The 18,996-nt window shown below is 25.1% G+C and carries 16 protein-coding genes, 1 pseudogene and 2 riboswitches; of the genes and pseudogenes, 2 read left to right on the forward strand and 15 right to left on the reverse strand.

Annotation, left to right across the window (positions count from 1 at the left end; all coding sequences use genetic code 11):
* Positions 1-41 precede the first annotated feature (41 nt).
* The 3 genes from KQI36_RS10970 to KQI36_RS10980 form a co-directional block, all read right to left on the reverse strand.
* Positions 42-1,241: an alanyl-tRNA editing protein gene (locus KQI36_RS10970; RefSeq protein ID WP_216450901.1), complete on the reverse strand. Its 1,200-nt coding sequence runs from the start codon at positions 1,239-1,241 to the stop codon at positions 42-44.
* Between the two features lie 640 nt (positions 1,242-1,881).
* Positions 1,882-2,691, reverse strand: a complete 810-nt coding sequence (locus KQI36_RS10975) for an alpha/beta fold hydrolase (protein ID WP_216450902.1) — start codon at positions 2,689-2,691, stop codon at positions 1,882-1,884.
* A 45-nt stretch (positions 2,692-2,736) separates the two neighbouring features.
* Positions 2,737-3,153 carry a hypothetical protein gene (locus KQI36_RS10980; RefSeq protein ID WP_216450903.1) on the reverse strand — a complete coding sequence of 139 codons (417 nt, stop codon included), beginning with the start codon at positions 3,151-3,153 and terminating at the stop codon, positions 2,737-2,739.
* 453 nt (positions 3,154-3,606) lie between these two features.
* Between KQI36_RS10980 and KQI36_RS10985 the strand changes: the two genes are divergently transcribed.
* A complete protein-coding gene (locus tag KQI36_RS10985) occupies positions 3,607-4,128 on the forward strand; it encodes a hypothetical protein (RefSeq protein WP_216450904.1) in 522 nt (173 codons plus the stop codon).
* Between the two features lie 67 nt (positions 4,129-4,195).
* On the opposite strand, the gene KQI36_RS10990 is transcribed toward KQI36_RS10985, so the two are convergent.
* From KQI36_RS10990 to KQI36_RS11010, 5 genes are all read right to left on the reverse strand, one after another.
* Positions 4,196-5,590 (reverse strand): NCS2 family permease, encoded by a 1,395-nt coding sequence (locus KQI36_RS10990; RefSeq protein WP_216450905.1) that lies wholly within the window; start codon positions 5,588-5,590, stop codon positions 4,196-4,198.
* A 76-nt stretch (positions 5,591-5,666) separates the two neighbouring features.
* Positions 5,667-5,768, reverse strand: a riboswitch (purine riboswitch).
* Between the two features lie 42 nt (positions 5,769-5,810).
* A riboswitch (purine riboswitch) is annotated at positions 5,811-5,912 on the reverse strand.
* A gap of 84 nt (positions 5,913-5,996) precedes the next feature.
* Entirely contained in the window at positions 5,997-8,531 is a 2,535-nt protein-coding gene (locus KQI36_RS10995; RefSeq protein ID WP_216450906.1) for an ABC transporter permease, read from the reverse strand.
* Positions 8,532-8,683: 152 nt separating this feature from the next.
* Positions 8,684-9,994 carry a helix-turn-helix domain-containing protein gene (locus KQI36_RS17925; RefSeq protein ID WP_216450907.1) on the reverse strand — a complete coding sequence of 437 codons (1,311 nt, stop codon included), beginning with the start codon at positions 9,992-9,994 and terminating at the stop codon, positions 8,684-8,686.
* A gap of 303 nt (positions 9,995-10,297) precedes the next feature.
* Positions 10,298-10,744: a GNAT family N-acetyltransferase gene (locus KQI36_RS11005; RefSeq protein WP_216450908.1), complete on the reverse strand. Its 447-nt coding sequence runs from the start codon at positions 10,742-10,744 to the stop codon at positions 10,298-10,300.
* Between the two features lie 122 nt (positions 10,745-10,866).
* Positions 10,867-12,456 (reverse strand): [FeFe] hydrogenase, group A, encoded by a 1,590-nt coding sequence (locus KQI36_RS11010; protein WP_216450909.1) that lies wholly within the window; start codon positions 12,454-12,456, stop codon positions 10,867-10,869.
* 120 nt (positions 12,457-12,576) lie between these two features.
* On the opposite strand from KQI36_RS11010, the gene KQI36_RS11015 reads away from it, so the two are divergent.
* Positions 12,577-13,095: a L,D-transpeptidase gene (locus KQI36_RS11015; protein ID WP_216450910.1), complete on the forward strand. Its 519-nt coding sequence runs from the start codon at positions 12,577-12,579 to the stop codon at positions 13,093-13,095.
* A 55-nt stretch (positions 13,096-13,150) separates the two neighbouring features.
* On the opposite strand, the gene KQI36_RS11020 is transcribed toward KQI36_RS11015, so the two are convergent.
* From KQI36_RS11020 to KQI36_RS11050, 7 genes and pseudogenes are all read right to left on the reverse strand, one after another.
* Complete coding sequence (locus KQI36_RS11020) at positions 13,151-13,696, reverse strand: GNAT family N-acetyltransferase (RefSeq protein ID WP_216450911.1); 546 nt, start codon at positions 13,694-13,696, stop codon at positions 13,151-13,153.
* A gap of 163 nt (positions 13,697-13,859) precedes the next feature.
* A complete protein-coding gene (locus KQI36_RS11025) occupies positions 13,860-15,146 on the reverse strand; it encodes a S41 family peptidase (RefSeq protein ID WP_216450912.1) in 1,287 nt (428 codons plus the stop codon).
* A gap of 288 nt (positions 15,147-15,434) precedes the next feature.
* Positions 15,435-15,881 (reverse strand): GNAT family N-acetyltransferase, encoded by a 447-nt coding sequence (locus KQI36_RS11030; protein ID WP_216450913.1) that lies wholly within the window; start codon positions 15,879-15,881, stop codon positions 15,435-15,437.
* A 452-nt stretch (positions 15,882-16,333) separates the two neighbouring features.
* Complete coding sequence (locus KQI36_RS11035) at positions 16,334-17,125, reverse strand: multinuclear nonheme iron-dependent oxidase (protein WP_216450914.1); 792 nt, start codon at positions 17,123-17,125, stop codon at positions 16,334-16,336.
* 326 nt (positions 17,126-17,451) lie between these two features.
* Complete coding sequence (locus KQI36_RS11040; protein ID WP_216450915.1) at positions 17,452-17,676, reverse strand: DUF6199 family natural product biosynthesis protein; 225 nt, start codon at positions 17,674-17,676, stop codon at positions 17,452-17,454.
* Positions 17,677-17,810: 134 nt separating this feature from the next.
* Positions 17,811-18,434, reverse strand: coding sequence for a DUF1847 domain-containing protein (locus tag KQI36_RS11045; RefSeq protein ID WP_216450916.1), 624 nt, complete (start codon positions 18,432-18,434; stop codon positions 17,811-17,813).
* Positions 18,435-18,730: 296 nt separating this feature from the next.
* Positions 18,731-18,996 (reverse strand): annotated as a pseudogene (locus KQI36_RS11050) (transposase); the annotation flags it as partial.

Consider the following 18,996-nt stretch of genomic DNA (forward strand, 5'->3'; position numbering starts at 1 on the left):
AAATTATTAAATATAAAAAATCTTCGAGCATGTTTTAATATCTATATATTATTTTTTATCTTTCCTAAAGCATAATCAAGTGAAGATTGTAAATTCATATTGTTTTTTCCGCCACCTTGAGCTAAAAATTGACTTCCGCCACCTTTACCATCTATAAGAGTTATACTATCTTTTAATAGTTCATTCATATTTACATTTTTCAAATTTTTTGAACATGCAAATATTAAATTTACCCTATCTTTGTTTTTAATAGCTAAAAGTGATACTATATTTTTCTGTTCTACTAATTTTGATGCTATTTTATTCACATACTTAGCATTTTCATTTTCATATATCTTTTTAACAACAGAAATATCTCCTATCTTTATAGCTTTATCTATCATTTCTTTTATTTCATATCCAGCTATTATATCTCTTATTTTCTTATTTTCATCTACTAGACCTTTTATTTCTTCATTTAAATTTTTTATACTATTTATCGATTCTTCTTCGCTACTACTTAAATATCTACATATTTCAGATGAAAATCTATCTTTTTTTAAAGAATCATCCACCGCTCTTTTACCTGCTAAAAATTCTATACGGGTATTTCCTTTATTTTTTTCATATTTTATTATTTTTATCATTCTAATTTCCATAGTATTATTTGGATGTACACCACAACAAGCATTTATATCTAAATCTCCAACTTTTAAAACCCTAATTTCTTCATCAGTTTTTGGAAGAGCTCTTCTTAATTTAATTTTTTTTAGTTCCTTTTTTAAAGGTACAAAAGATTCTACTATTAAATTTTTTCCTATAACATCATTAGCTAGTTTCTCTCCTTCTCTTATCTTTTCTTCTTCTAAAATACCTTTTATATCTACAGTACTAAATTCACTGCCTAAATGAAAACTAACAGTGTTAGCATTAAATAATGTAAAAAAGCATCCTGAAAGAACATGCTGTGCTAAGTGTTGATGCATACCATCTTGTCTTCTTTCCCAATCTATCTCACACTTTACTTTATGTTTTTTTATAAGGTTTTTTTCAAGAACATGATATACTGTACCATCTTTTTCATAAACATCTATAACATTAATTTTTTCTATTGTTCCATTATCACAAAATTGACCGCCTCCCCCAGGGAAAAAAGCAGTCTTATCCAAAACTACATGAAACCTTTCATCTACTTCTTTTATCTCAACAACTTCCGCTGTAAAACTTCTAACATATTGATCTTCATAATAAATTTTTTCCATTACTATACCACTCCATTTCTAAAAAATTTATATATAAAATAAACTCTGAATTCATTAAATAATTTCTGAATTTATATTCCTATAGCATTACAAGCCAATTTTAAATTTAAATGTAAGCTTGTTTCCCTATATAGGGTTCCAAACTGAATTTTTGATTTATTCACTTACCTACGATATTTTTTAATGGTACATAGAACTTTAAGTTAGTTATGATTTTTAGTTGTGACTTAGAAATTCTTATAAGATTTTTTACATTATTAGAGTTTCTCGAAATAACTAACTGAATGACGGTTTAAAGTTATATTTACCATTTTTCTAACAATAAATTCCTTACATAATTTTAGCTATCAACTTGGAACCCTATATATTACTAAAAGTATTATACCATACTTTAATATTATTAAATTTAATATAATAAGCTATATAAAATTCAACAAAAAGTTTTTTTTAAAAAATAATCTTTAATTATTATAGCTACATTAAAATATATTCTCAAAACCTTTTTACATATATTTTTTTCCTATAAAAAAGCGGTATCATAAATAAGATACCGCTTTTACTATAGAGGTCCGGATAAAAATATTTTAAGATTATTGAATAAATTTAAATTGGACCTTATTTCTATATATGTATTAACTATTTAAAATTTTGCTAACCAATCTTTAACCATTGTATTAAATATTTCTTCCTGTTCAAATTGAAGATTATGTCCCGCTTTATCTATAACAGCAAAGGTTGCTCTTGGAAAATTATCTAACATTTCAAAAGCATCTTTATATCCAACTATAGAATCTTGGCGACCTAGAAGCATAGTAGTTGGGTTTGTATATTTTTCTTTTAAATTCATAGCATCAAAAGAAAATTCATATCCATTTTCTTTTATATTTTTTAATAATTCTCTATTACAGATTTTAATACCATATAACACTTCATTTTTAAATCTTTCCCATGTTTTACTGGTTTGTACTACAACCCTCTCATTAAATTTATGTAAATCTCTTTCACTTAGCTTGCTAATCAAACTTTTATCACATTCTAATATCACATGTTGTGGTAAATCGCGTTTTTCCATTGGAGCAATAACACATGGACATATTAAAAGCAATCCTTTAACTTTTGAAGCTATTTTATGTAATAATCCCAATGATATATACCCACCATAGGATTCTCCTACTAATAAGATTTCTTCATTTGGAATAATTTTTTCTATAAATTCTAGTACAATTTCTAAAATTTCATCAGAATTTTTAATCCATTCTCCACCTATTGATTCTCCCATACCTGGTAAATCTAAATAAATTCTTTTATAGTTTTTATTATCTATTAAAATAGGTTCCATACATCCACTCATAAGATTACTATCTGCAAAAAAACCGTGCAACATAAGGATTGGTATACCATCGCCAATAATTTCATAATTTAAATTCAAATCTTTAATATTACATATCATTTTAAAACCACCTTATTATAAATACAAGCCATTTAAATCTTATATCTATATTGAACTATATAAACATTGTTCCTCTCTAAATATAACAACATTTAAATTATAATTTGTTATATTATAATATATTTTTATTTCATCTAAATCTAACATATCTGTAAATAAAATATCTTTATAAGTAAAATTTGCATCTTTATTTCTATTTTCATTATCTTTATAAAAATATATACCAACTACCATCCCATAACTATAACCTTTTAATGGCCCTTCTTGCTTAGTTATAACTGGAAATGTATTATCTCCCGCTCCATCAACAGCTATTGTATCACTTTCTTTTCTGCCAAGTCCAAAATGTGCAAGTCCCTCTATAGAAGTTAATGCTGCTTCTTCTTTCTCTCCATTTTTTACAAATTCAAAATGGATGGAAGTATTTTTCTTGTTTATTATATTAATATCTAATCTGTCCATATTATCACCTCTACCTTTATAAGTCATACATTATTTTTTTATATAATTAGCCGACTACAAAACTTTATAAGAATAATTTGTAGTCTTAATATTTATATAATTTTATTAAATTTAAACTAGATGCATTTAAAATTTAAAACTTATGAGTGGAGAATATTAACCAGTTATGCAACATATCTGTTGCTTATATGATATACTATATGAATGTATAATAATTACAAATACATAAAGTTAAAATTGAATTATTACAAAAAATCCAATTATTCTTGATTTATTATACAAATAAATTTAAATGTAATTTTTATTATATCACAAAAACTTTATTCCACTTATTTTTTTAATATTAAAAATTTGATTTATATTCTTTATATTACATTATTTTTTGCAACTTTTAAATCATAAAATCAAATAATTTTTATTTAATTTAAAAATTATCTTTAAAGGAGGACTTTTATGTTAATTTTAATTAGTATTTTTACTATTTTTATAATAGGCTTGATAAGTAAACAATTTCCATTTATTATTTATTTAGCAGGTATTTATACACTATTTTTATTTCTTTATAATATAAAAAAATACTTTACTTTATTTATAAATATGAAAACAAACGATAAAAATACTAAAGTTTTCTTCTTTCCTTCATCGGAAAATTATTTATTATTTTTCATAATGATTTTTTTATATTTATTTGGTATTATAGATTCTTCAATAAAATTAAAACAAGTATATTTTTTTATGATGATTTTAACTTTAGACCGCTGTTTATGTAATGGATTAATTTTAATAAATAAAAAAGAAGCATTTATAAAAAATATTAAATTTAATTTTAAAGATATATATAATATAAATTATGAATCTCCAGTAGGTTTTCTTAAAAAAACTCCTATTAAAATTTTTTTAAATGATACAAACGTAGTATCTCTTCATCTTCGCTACAAATATATGAAATTTTTAAATCAATATATTGATTTATAATAAATAAAATCTCTTAAACTCTATATAATTTAGAATTTAAGAGATTTTTTTAATTTTTCTTAGCTAATTAATCTGGCATAAGTATAAATCTTAATATAAATAATATAGCAAAAATATATAGCATATTATGTACTTCTTTTTTTCTTCCAGTTACAATTTTCATTATTGGATAAAATATTATTCCTACTGCAATTCCATTAGCTATTGAATAAGTAAATGGCATCATAGCTATTGTAAAAAATGCAGGTAATCCTTCTGTAAAATCCGAAAAATTAATTTCTGTTACAGCTCTCATCATAAGTATTCCAACAATTATAAGTGCTGGTGCTGTAGCACTTTGTGGAACTATTCCTATAAGACCACTAAAAAATAATGATATTAAAAGTAATACACTAACTATAACATTACAAAGTCCTGTTCTAGCTCCAGCTGCTATTCCTGCCGCTGATTCAACTACTGTTGCAAGTGTCGTAGTTCCTAAAAGTGCTCCACAAGTTGTAGCTATTGCATCAGATGTAAGCGCTTTTCTTAAATTCTTAGCTTCTCCATTTTCATCTATCATACCAGAACTTTGAGCTGTTCCAACTAAAGTTCCAATTCCATCAAATAAGTCAACTAAACTTAATGTAATAACAACCATGAATACTGTTAAAATAGCTCCTAAAATTCCATTTCCATTACTAAATAAAAGCCCTTTTAAATCTATTGCAAAGAAAGTTGACCCTACATTTGGCATTGAAAATACTTTTGCACCTTGAAGACTAGTAATCCCCATAGGTATTCCTATTATTGTAGTTATTATAATTCCTATAAGCATTGCACCTTTAGTGTTTCTTGCAACAAGTATTGCTGTAATTATAAGACCAATAATTGTAAGTACAACTGTCTTGTCAGTAAAATCTCCAAAAGACACTAATGTAGATGGATTTGCAATTACAAGTCCACCGCTTTTTAATCCTATTAACGATACAAATAATCCTATTCCTGCTGTAATTGCAAATTTAAGATTTTGAGGAATAGCCTGTACAATTTTCTCTCTAATGGAAGTAAGTGTTATTATTATAAATAATACTCCTGATATAAATACTGCACCTAACCCTTGCTGCCATGTAAAACCAAGGTTTAAGCAAATATTATAAGAAAAAAATGCAACAAGTCCTAAGCCGGGAGCTAATACAAAAGGTAAGTTAGCATGAAAGGCCATTATAAGTGTGCCTAAAGCTGATGATATACACACAGATGCAAAAGCCGATGCTATTACTGGGTCATTTGCCATTGATAGTGCTGCTGCTGCATCTCCAGTAAGATTTTGAGCATTCATACCTCCTATCTTCAGTATGTTAGGAATAACTAATAATGCATATGCAAAAGTAATAAATGTAGTAAATCCGCCTATAATTTCTGTTTTCACATTAGTGTTATTCTCTTTTAACTTAAATTGTTTTTCTAATAAATCTTTCATCATTTGCTCCTTTCATATTTATTTTTAAAAGTTATAAAAAATAGTATTGACGGTAAATCAATACTATTATAGTAAACTATAGCTTTGACTTACCCATAGAAAGAAATTTTACGGTTTTCTTGTAGAAACTTTTGGTCCATATCACCAAAAATATATGGATATTCTTATATTTTATAAAAAAATGCTAGTATTGATGGTAAATCAATACTAGCATAAATAGCTCTAAACTTGACTTACCCATAGTGAGAAATTTTACGGTCTTCTCGTAGAAACTTTTGGTCCATATTACCAAAAATATATGGATATATAATTTATTAATTGAAAGTTATTATACTATTTTAAAAAACTGTTGTAAACAAATTTTAACTAAAATATTTTTTTCGCAATTTTCTTTAAAATCACTTACTTATTCTATACCTTTTATTGACTCAACTATACTTTTGCTAAATAAACTTTTTATTGGAATTATAGCAGAACTTACACATATTAATGTTACTATTATAATAGAGGTTACTATAGTATTAAAGGGCATTGACCACGTTAAAAGACTACTTATTCTTTCTCTTCCACTAAAATAAATTATAACTGTTAATATAGTTCCAAAAATAGAACCTAAAATACTTGATGCCAAGCCATAAAATACACCTTCTGACATGATCATAATTGTAACATCGTTATTATTAAGACCTATTGCTCTTAATATACTTATTTCTTTTTTTCTTAAAATAACACTCATATTCATAACATTAACAAGATTGATAATGCTTATAATTCCTATTACTGTTAAAAAACCATATAACATTATAGCAAAATCTTTATTGTTTTCTTTTGCTTTATTATATTCTTCTAGATATGACTTTAATGTTAATTCCTTACTATCACTTATAAAATTATTTAATTTACTTTTTATATCATTAAAATTAAATCCCTCTTCACATTGAATTTTACAACCAATATATCCATTTAAATTTAAATAATTTTCACAACTATAATTGCTAACAACTGGCACTATAGGTACATCACCAATAGACATACCTAGACTATTGCTGTTTAAGATTGAAACTACAGTAAAAGGAACATTTTTTATGCCGTCTTCTTTACCATTTTTATCATATTTGGGAACAATCATATTTAAAGTGTCTCCAATTTTAATATCCGTATATTCTTTATTATTAATATTTTGAACTATAGCCACTGTAGGTCTATTTTTCACTGTGTCTAGAGTTTTATCCCCTTCTTGAACAGACGGAGTTAGTTTGTCTATTTCCTCATTGTCGTATCCTAAAATTCTACTTGAAAATAAGTATCTTTTTATATCTGATGTTGAAGACTCTTCCTCTTTTAATTCACCAATTGACCTTAAATATTTAAAGCCTGTTTTAGTTATACTTTTTTCTGGGACTTCAATATTGCAGTCTAATTCTTTACATTTATATATATTTTTTATACCTTGAATTTTCTGTAGTTCTTCTATTTTATCATTTTTCATTTCATAATCGTTTATATTAGATGTAGACTTTATAATAAAGTCTCCTCCAAATTTTTCTTTATAATTGCTAAGAGGATCTAAGCAATTTATTAAGTAATGTACTCCAAAAAACATTATAACTATTATATTTAATGAGATTACAGTAGTAATAAACCTTTTTTTATTTCTATCTAAATTTAAATATGCCATATTAGTTGAAAAAGACATTTTCTTTCTAATAGAACTCTTTGTTTCTAATCCTACTTTAAGCATATGACCTTTTAAATTTAAATTATTGTTAGAAAAAATAGCTTGCATTGGAGAAACCTTTGATGCCCTTTTTGCTGGAAAATAATTTCCTATTATCAAAGTAAGAAATCCTATCATCAAAGAAAAATATATACCTTTTGGAGGAATATATAGTAATTCAGCTAAATTGCCTAAATTTATATACTGTGATTTTATAAAAGTTTTAGTTAAAATCGAACCTACTACCATAGCTATAGGAATAAAAATAACACCTACTAAAACCCCTTCTAAAATAACAAGAGATTTTATCATTTTAGGTGATGCTCCTAATGCTCTAAATATACCAAATTCCTTTGTTCTTTCCGTAACCATTATATTAGAAATATTATATATAACTATCCCTGACACTGTTCCTATTATTAAAAACAAAAGTGATAATATCATATTTAAAAAGTTCATATTATTTTCCCCAACAATTTTTGCATCGTTTTTACCTATAGATAAAGAGCCATAATCATTAATATAACTAATTATTAAGAATACTTCATTTAAAGAATACTTTTCTTTCAAAATACCATAAATTCTATGATTAACTTTTCCATTTATTTCTTTATTTAATGCAAATTGTGAGGTTACATAAGCCTTAGCTCTATTTTTCAGTGGACTTTCATAATTTTTATAATTAAATACCCCAACTAATAAAAACTCATCTTGTTGTTTTAAATCATAACTTTCATTCTTATTAAAATATTGTGATATATATTCTAATTCTATTTTGTCACCTAAATTATATTTAACTGGAAGTTCATCTAATATCCATTCTTCTAATGCTATCTCATTATTTTTTTGTGGATATCTCCCCGTTAATAATTTAAAATTCAATATTTTATCTTCTATCCTATTGTTATAACCATTTATTTCTATTTCGAATTTACTATTTGGTACTTTACAGATTCCAACAGATGTTTCTATTATTGATGTTTTCAAAAAATTTTCTTCTGCAAATTCATTCATAAGATTATAATCATTGCTTTCTGTAAAAATATCGTAAGTTCCACCACCTAAATTCATATATTCTTCACTTTTATTTTTTATAATAGAATCACCTACTATACTCAATGAAACTATTAATGATATAGCAAGAACTATACTAATGCCCATAATAAAAATTCGTTTTTTATTTTTTGTTATATTACGTGGAATAATACCCCAAAATTTTTTCAAATTATCCCTCCTCTCTTTATTTTCAGAATATTCTTATTTATATTTTACTCCTATTTTTTTACATTTTCAATAATCATAGATGCATAAAAAAAGCTAAGTTTTCACTTAGCTTGATAAATTTATTTTATTAATATATAACGATTTTTATAATGCTAGCGACTTTTTTCTATTTCTTTTACTTTCAATAATACACCTTGAATTTTCTTTAAAGTATCATTTGCTTTTTCTATTTCATTATTATTTAAATATAGTTCTTGTAATTTTGTATATACCTTTATAATATCTAGGTAATTTTTTGTTTTATCTAATATCTCTATCATCTTTTTATAATTAAATTCTAATTTTCTATAATCTTTCGTTTGTAAATATGCCTTTTCAAAAAGATTATATGTTTTAACTATATATTCATAATCTTTATATTCCATTGCATTTTCTAAAGAAAGTTCCAAAATCATTATACATTCTTCATAAAGCTTTTTTTCTAAATATACTTTAGCTTTATTAACTAAAGTATGAGACAAATTAGGCTTGTCCTCTTTTATTCTAATTTGCTGAGATTTATTAAAATAATCTAATGCTGTTTCTAAATCTTTGTCGCCTAAATAAGCATCTCCAATATTGTTATAAACATAAGCTAAAATATCATTTTTAAAATTCATTTTAGATATTAAATTATTATATATGTCAATAGCTGTTTTACACTGTCCTTTATCTTTATAGCAATTTGCTTTTATACTATTAGCACATATATACAATTCGTCTTCTTTATCATCATAAAACTCATAGTTCTCTGTAAATTTATTAAGAGTTAAAATTGTTTTATCTATATCACCAGATTGTTTATAACAAACTGCTAAATTATAAAGTGCCTTTTGCATATCACTTCTTTTATTAAATTTTTTACAAGACTCATATTCTCTCATAAATAGTACAATTGCTTCATCATAATTTAATACATAATATTTACATTTTGCAATTCTATTATATAGTGTTATTTCTTTGTCAGCTAACAAATCATTTCTATTTAAATCTAATGCAAAAAAATAATACTTATATGCATTTACATACTCACTATTTTTGAAATATATTTCTCCCATTCTCATATAACTTAAGCACTTTATTTTATCTAATCCATATACTCTTCCAATTTCTAGAATATCTTTTAATTCTTCTATAGTAATATTTTCTTTTTTTAACTCTGAATCACAATACCACTGAGCCTCTTCTTTTGGTGTTCTTAGAAAATATTCTTCATCAATTTCAAGATTTATATTTAATTCTTTAGCCCTTTTTATAAAACTATTTGTTATGGTTTTTGCTGCTTCTTTCGTTATATTTCTTCTGCTATTTTCTAAAAGACCTAAATATCCTCTAGTAAAATTTTCTGTAGCAAAGTCCTGTTGCGTCATTTTCAACTTTTTTCTTAACTCTTTAATTTTTTCGGCTCCAGTTAAAAATTCCACTATTCTGCACACCCTCTCTTAGCATTCAACTTAATCTATAATGATGCCTAATTTTTGATATTAATGAAACTAAACCTTTACATTTCAATACAATTTAATTAATTTTCTGAAATCATCTTTAACATATTAAATAACGTAAAATTTATATATCTTATTACTATATTATAGTATCAGATTCATTTAAAAATCTATAGTATTTTTATTAAAATTTAAATTTAAATATTTAAATATATAATTATTACCATTTATACATTTGATTTTTAATTTTTTATAAAATAATGAAACAATATTTTAAATTTTTAATTATATCTTTTTTTCATATATTACATAATCATCATTACTAAAAACAATAGTATAATTTAACTTTTCAAATATTTTACAAGACCCTTTATTAGAACCTCTTACATATGCGACAAATTTATTTATATTGCTAATATTACTTTTTGCAAACTTTTGGCCTTGTTTTACAATCTCAGTTCCAAGACCTTGTCCCCTATAATTTTTATCTACGCTATAATTAAATACAATCCTATCCTTATCCTTTGACAGCTTAATTTGACCTACACTTACACTATCTTTTTCTACAATAAAGCTGTATACATTTTCATCTTCTAATTCCTTACTAAACCTATCGGTAAAATCTTCAATAGACACTACATCTGTATATCTAGCATTTTTTCTAACTTCCATATCGTTAATCCACCTAAATAATGTTTCACAATCACTTAAATGTACTTTTCTTAATAACATGTTCAATCTCCAATCCTTATATAAATTTCGCATATATAACATATATTTTAACACTTTATCCTGCTAATATAAAACCTCCTTTTATAAGATTTTTTTAGTTTCTTATAAAAGGAGGTCATATACTACCTTCTGCGTTTTTTACCTCTACAAGTTCTTTTATTGATTTTTAATTCTGAGCTTCTATCTTTATATTGAGTATGGAATAAAAGTCTTGCTCTTTCTTCATCAGGATTACCTATATAATTATCATACATCTCTTTAACTTCTTTATTTTCTACAGATACTTTCTTTTGAGATTTTTCATCTATATTTCTTAAAACATTTTTTCTCAAGTCTATATAATTTTTTGTTAATTTTTCTTGAGTTCCCTTATCATAAACATTAATTTTCGGCGCACTAGTTCTACAAAGTTTGCTACATAGTGTACATCCTACACACTGCATTTGTGAAACCTCTGCATATCCGTTTTTGTTAAAACTTATAGCTCCAACAGGACAATTATCTATACATGTACCACATGCTATACATTTTTTCTCAATTATTTCAGACTTTCTTATAACTCTTGGAGTACCACCACCATTAACACAACCACCTGGACAAGACATAACCTCAACAAAAGTATATTCTTTCCATTTATCATCTTTTAAAAACAATTCAACATCACTTAATCCACTTATTACCGCCACTTTCATAAGCTGATTACCTATTATTACTTCTGCTTCCTTAGAATTTTTTGTTCCATCTATTTTTGAATATTGTATTTTTTCTATTTTAGAAATATCATCATTTAAATAATATGCAACTGTTCTAAGGGTAGCCTCCATAACACCAGATGATAAACCAAAAATTACTCCTGCACCTGTGTATTCTCCTAGCATACTATCTGATGGTTCCGATGGAAGTGCAGTTATATCTATTCCCTTTGATCGTAAAAGTTCTCCGTATTCTCTTACAGTAAGTACTGTATCTATATCCTTGTATCCTTCACGTCCCATCTCATCTCTTTCTGCTTCATATTTTTTTGAAGTACAAGGTTTTATTGACACCACATATATATTCTCTGGTAATATTTTAAATTTATTTGCAAAATAAGTTTTTATGCTTGCTCCCATTATCTGCTGTGGTGACTTACATGTAGATAAATTATTGATTAGTTCCGGCCTGAAAATCTCTACATATCTTACCCAAGAAGAACAACAGGATGTAAACATAGGTAAATTTTCTTTACGAGATAATCTTTTTATAAGTTCTGTTCCCTCTTCTATTACAGTAACATCTGCTCCAAAATCTGTATCAAAAACCTTTTCAAATCCCAATTTTCTTGCAGATGCTTGAACCTTTCCTTCTACATTACTTCCTATTGGAAGATTAAACTCTTCCCCTAAAGTTGCCTTTAAAGCTGGTGCAGCAAATGCTACCATATATTTTCCATTACCTAATTCTTTTTCAACTTTTTCAATGTCGTTTCTTGCAGTAATAGCAGTAGTTGGACATATAAGAGTACACTGTCCACAATAAATACATCCTGTTTCTTCAAAAGTTCCCATCTTTGGTACCACTGTGCTTTTTCCATCCTGTGTAGATTTTAATACGGATATACCAGTTATATCTGTGCAGTTTATAGCACAAGCAGTACAACCTATACATTTTTTCTTATTTATGTCTATAAGGTTTTCTTTATTAACTACTTGTCTTTTTTTAGATTTTCCCATATCCTTCTCCTATATATTACTATATTAATATATTTAATATAGTTTTTATAAGATTATTCCTAAATTCAACATTTTTTAAGTTCTTAATATAATAATATATATAAGTTTTTAGGTGATATTATGAAAAAACTGATACGTTATCTAATTTATAAAACCAAAATTAGATATACTACAAATAAATCTATAGCTTTAAATTATTTTAGAAACGACGATAATTATATTGCTAAAGCTACAGACTTTCTTAATAATAATAACTTTTTTAGTAGTTCAAAATATTTTATATGGGTAGATACAAAAAATTTTAAGGTAAATATATTTGAGGGTGACAATAAAAATTGGAGACTTATAAAAAGCTATTTATGCACTATAGGTAAACCCTCTACCCCAACGCCTAAAGGAGATTTTAAAGTAGGTATTAAAGGTTTATATTTTGGCGTAGAAAAGGGATATAAATGCTGGTATTATACTCAAATAATAGACGATTATCTTTTTCATTCTATAATTTATAATCTTAATGGTACAGTAAGAGATGGTCGATTAGGCATGGCTTTATCTAATGGATGTATAAGACTAAAACTTGAGAATGCAAAATGGATATGGGATAACATTCCAAAAAATACTTCCATACACATAAACTAAATATAAAATAAATTAAGGTGTAAATTAATGATCATATTACTTTACACCTTTGAAATTATTGATTTATTAAAACCATTCTGAGATGATCTTTCCAAATTCCATTAACTTCCAAAAACTTATGTGCAATTCCTTCACTCATAAATCCTAATTTATATAAAACTTTTAAGGATTCTTTATTGTTTTCTTGAACATATCCTTCTAATCTATGTAGATTATACTCCTTAAACATTATTTCAATCCCCTTTTCCATAGCTTCTGTAATATAACCTTTATTAATTTCATCTTTATCACACTTGTATCCTATGTGACAAGATAAAAATGCAAAAGGCACTATATTATAAAAGGTTATTTGGCCTATTATTTTATCCAACTTGTCCTTTTTAAAAAGCCATAATCTTAACATAGAATTATTTTCACTAAACTTTCTATCCATTTTCAATTGACTTTTTTGATAAGATAAAGTATAAAAAATATCATGTCTCTTAGGCTCATACTTTTGAAAAAACTCTTTGTTTCTTATATTATAATCTAAAACTAACTCCCCATTTGACTCATCTAATTCTTTTAAAACTAATCTATTTGTATAATAAATTTTCCCCATATCAACTACTCCTTTGTAAATATATATAACATTAAACTCTTAAATTGTATATTTATAATGCAAAAAAATATATAATAAGTAGATAGTGTTCCCTGTATAGTTTGAAATTTTTAATTTCATTTTTTTAACTTTTCCATTTCCACTATCTACTTTTTAAATTTTACTATTTGTCCTTAACCGTTTCATAACATTCATCTATTCCTTTTAGATAGTTACGAAAACTATCTATTACTTCTATATCCGGAAGAACTCCACCATCACTTTCTACTCCTAAATCATAATACTCTGTAGAATAATCTACCTCTATATCTGTATTAGGCAAATTGAACCACCCTAAGTTTCCATAACATTTTGCATTACCACCAGTTTCTTCACCAACTAATTTTGCATTCAGTTGAAACTTCAAATCAGTTGCAGCCATACAACCTGATGAGAAAGTCTCCTTTCCAATTAAAGCAAATACTTTTTTATCTTTAATTTTTGTATCTCTATTTAATGCAGTTATTATCCTGCTCATAAATCTGCTATCACCACCAGTATTCTTTCTTAAATCTACAACAAATTTATCCATATTCTCTTCATTAGAATTTATTTCCTTAATCAAGCTTTCTAAAAAAGTATCAAAATTTGAATCTAAACATTGATTATATTGGAAATAAAAAATTTTGTCTTTTTCTACAAATTTAAACCAATATGCATCATCTTGTCCTTCTGGTTTTTGATTTTTAATTAGTTTTTGTCTAACTTCTTCAGATAGTAATTTTATTCTACTGTTCTTATCATATAAATCTTTATAAAGTACTACGTTAAGATTTTTAGTTACATTCTTTCCATTATTGTCTTCAAAAGTAAAATCGCATTTTTCTTCATCTGTAATGTTTAAAAATTTTAATACCGGATAATATGTTATTACAAAAAAATTCGTTGCTTTTGCCCATTGATTATTTTCATAAGAAACTAAAGTGTTTACTTTTTCAAGAACTTTATTAAGTGGTATACCATTTACAGCAATTAACTTCTTACCTAATATATCCTCATTACCTTTAAATGTACTAAAAACTCTAAGTTCATCACCAAACCAATATAATGATATAGGATATATTTTCATATCATCAATTTTACTTTCTAATTGGTCCCAATACACATGAGTATGGGCATCTTTTAATAATGCTGTTAATTGATATAATCTCATGTAAATATCTTCATCCGTAAGTTTAGGAACATCTTTTTTTAATCTTTTAACTTCTCTTATCCATTCCTTTTCATTTATCTTATAAAAAGGATTAGGATGCTTTTCTGAAAGTTCCTTAACTAAATAATCAATATCTTCATTCCATTGCTCATTAGTAAATTTCTTATTTTCATTTGTAATAGCTTCTGTTGTTTTTATACATCCCATACTAAATAAGCATAAAAAACTAAGTACTAAAGCAATTAAACGTTTATACATAGTATACCCTCTTTCCAAAATATATTATATTTTAATTATATTGGAAAATAGTTTGACACACTTATTTTATTTGTTAATTTTTAATAAACATTTAATTTTCATTTTTCAAACAAACAATTATTTTAATAAAAAAATTAGAGAGATAAGCAATATATCCTCTAATTTATATAACTACAAATCATTTATTTTTATTCTAGTGAAAATTTCGAATTTTTTAACTATTGTTAGAACATGTTTGCCAAATAGGTTGTCTCTAAAATTTATTTTTTAAAAACACTTGCAACTAAATTATCTAAACATTGTAACATACCATGTCTTAAAATATTGTTTTTTATAAAATTTAATAATATTATCCATATCTTTTGAAGATGAATAAAGTAAAGATCTCTCAACACCATTTTCTTTAGCAACTTCTATTAACTTATCTAATAAAGCATTTCCTATTCCTTTTCCTCTATTTTTAGCTGCTATATAAATATCTTCTATTTCAATATAAGGTTCATCATCATCAATCACTGCAATATTTTTCCCTTTATGAATAGTTCCATAAGCAAAACCTAAAATCTCATTTTTAAACTCATAAACCCAAAAATATTTACCAAGCTTTTCTTCTAACTCATCCCTCTCAATTGGAACAAAACCATAGGTTATATTCTCTTTCGCCCATAGCTGTTGTAATGCTACAACAGAATCTAAATCTTCATATTTACCTTGTCTAACGATTCCTTTTCCCATGCCATTCCCCTTCTTGACTATAAATTTTTTGTATCACTTATATTAAATAAGCTAACAAAATCCATTTAATGTATGAATTATTTTAAATATCCTATGAATTATATTGAATTTTTTAATATAATAAATTATAACACTTTTTTAAGTTTTGTGAATTGCTTAAAATAAGAATTAATATATGCTTCATAAAATCAAAAAAAAATTAACTTTTTGTAACGTTTACTTAAAATTTCTAACTACTAATATAGGATTTTTTATAATATATTTACATTTATTAATTTAATTTTTTATTTCATATTTTAGATTTAACTTAACACTTTATTATCATTTTGTGAATATATTAAATCAGATAGTTACATATTACTTTTAAAACCTTTTGAAGAAATAATAGCTAGTGATAATATATACCTAAAAAACATATACTACTAAAACTTTAATATTACAACATTCTCTATCTACTTATTACATATATTTTGTATTTGATTTAATTGATTTTCTAAATTTGAAATAACAACATCGTCATTCTCTGTATCTAATCCATTATATTCTAATGTAACTACATATGGATTTGAATATTTAAGTACCCACTCTAATAACTTAAAATCCTCTTCTTCCATAGACTGGTGAGTATCTGCTGGAAAACCATCTTTATCATACCCAGAACCATTCACATGAATTTCTCTAACAAGCTCCATTGGTAACTTACGAATATAATCCTTAATATCCAAACCACGATATTTTGCGGTAATCTTTGCGTGTGTTAAGTCAAGTAAGAACGATACATCATTTTCTATGAATAGTCGATTAATTTGTTCTGGCATAACATATGGGTAATGATCAAACATTATACGATCCTTTGGTGAATCAGGCGTGTTTTCAAGTAATAATGGTACCGATATATTCTTTTTAAAAATCTGAATTTGTTTGCACATATGGATGAATATCTCTTCATCTGTCATATACTCATACATATCTGAATTTTTAATTGAAAGGTGAATCCCATAGTGTGGTGAGTTGCATTTTTTTATAAGTTTGTTTGCTAAATCAAAATTTACTTCTTCTATATTTTTCATCCCAGTATGTTCAAAATATCCTAGACCATGTAATAAAATTGGCTTCATTGAACGAATTATTGAAAACTGATTATTAAAATCTCCATATGCACCAGCCTTAATATAATCTATTTTGATTCTATCTTCTTCAAGAAGAAGTTGTAGAGCCTTTGACCAATTACATCCAACATACATGTTTTATCCTCCATAATTCTTAAATAAAAATAAATTTATATTTTGTTTTTTCTTATCATTTTTTTAAATTTCAACAAATTTACTTAAATTATCTATAATCAAAAATATTACACTATCTTTATTTAAACTTATAACTTACATTATACAACTTTTTTACAAATATATGAAATTTTATATTTTATTAGTTTGAAATAAGATTGTATTAAAATGTATGACTAAAAAAGTTATTTCAAATTTATAATTTAAAATAACTTTTTTTATAATAATATATTTTTTACAGGTTTAATAAAAATAACTTCCATTCTAAAATAAACACAAAAACCAATTTAAATTATAAACAATAATAATATCATTATAAATATTGTAAACCCCAATACTAAAATTGACATACATCTGTGGTGCTTAATTGCATCCTTGCTTGGTTCGAGATTAATATTTTCAAACCTCCATTTATTCTCATAAAGTATACTTTCACGAGGATATACTACGTTATATATAAGTATTCCTATAATAGGTACCATACAAAGAAAACCTATGATTAGCTCAATCAACTTCTATTCCCCCTATTTATCTTAATTTTCAATATATTAGCCATATTATTATATGTTACTATACAATATTTGGTATAAATTTTTATATTAAAAATTACACATAGTCACTACTAATTACATTATCTTTATATTCTTTATTTATATAACTTATCTTTATAATAACTCTCTGACAAATATAATGCTCCTATAGGATTATGAGCAAGAACCCTATCCTTAACTGCAAAAACAGTTACTGGTGCATCTGAATATTTTATAAATAAAGAGTCATGTCCAACACATAATCCTAAAAGTATATTTAATTCTGTTTTAGCATCATTTAAAAGAATAGCTTGTCCTATAGGATTACAAATAGGTTCGTAATTTCCTGGTCTTACTTTCTCATTATCTTTAATTTTTAAAAACTCTTTAGGTATGCTTCCATTTTTACATACTACAGAATTTACTTCAAATCCATTATGTTTTAATATCTTACTTAACATTTTTGCTTCATTGCTAAAGCCTACACAAAATGCTACTCCAAGTTTTTTAAAACTGCATTTTTTAGCAAATTCCATTATTTCTTCAAGTCTTGTTTTTTTACAATAACCTTCTGCTTCAACTATTGCAGAGTTATATGCTAACTTATAATTTTCTTCCTCCAAATATAATTCTTTTATCTTTTCTTGCTTTTCCTTCTCACTACACGGACAATTAACTGGAATTTTTTCTAATTGCCCTGATTTACAATTATGCTCACTACACATAGCACAAGTATACATTTCTTCACCTTAACCTTTCCTATAAAAATTTAATAATTTATATCTTTATATTACTTTCATTTATATTTATCGTCAAATGCCAATAATCATTAATTGCCTGTCACTATTCTATAATAACTAGTAATTTAATTCTTAATAATATTTAATGACCGTCACTAAAAATATGGTTTAAATACTTTAGTTTTTAGTATTTAGTTCATTAATTTATAAAGATTAGCCCTTTGTAACTAATTTTTTATAGCTTGTACAACTTATAAACTACTTTAATAACATTTTTTTAATTTTTTCAAAAAATACTAAATTATTGAGGCTTCTTTTTCTATAAACTTTTTAAATATATTTTTATATTTACTATTATGTCGGATAAGCTCTATTCCATCATTAGTTAATGTACATACTCTACTTGCAGTTATTCCTCCTAATTCTCTTCCTATATCTAATGTGTTTACATCGCATAGTGATGTAGCCATTAACGCAAATATTGCTCTCATATCTTTATTATAACTTCTATTCTTAATTAATAGCTCTTCTACTTCTAAGCCTATTTCTTTTGCTATAAATT

Origin of the sequence: Clostridium senegalense (assembly GCF_018916625.1) — a bacterium.
Lineage (GTDB): Bacteria > Bacillota > Clostridia > Clostridiales > Clostridiaceae > Clostridium_J > Clostridium_J senegalense.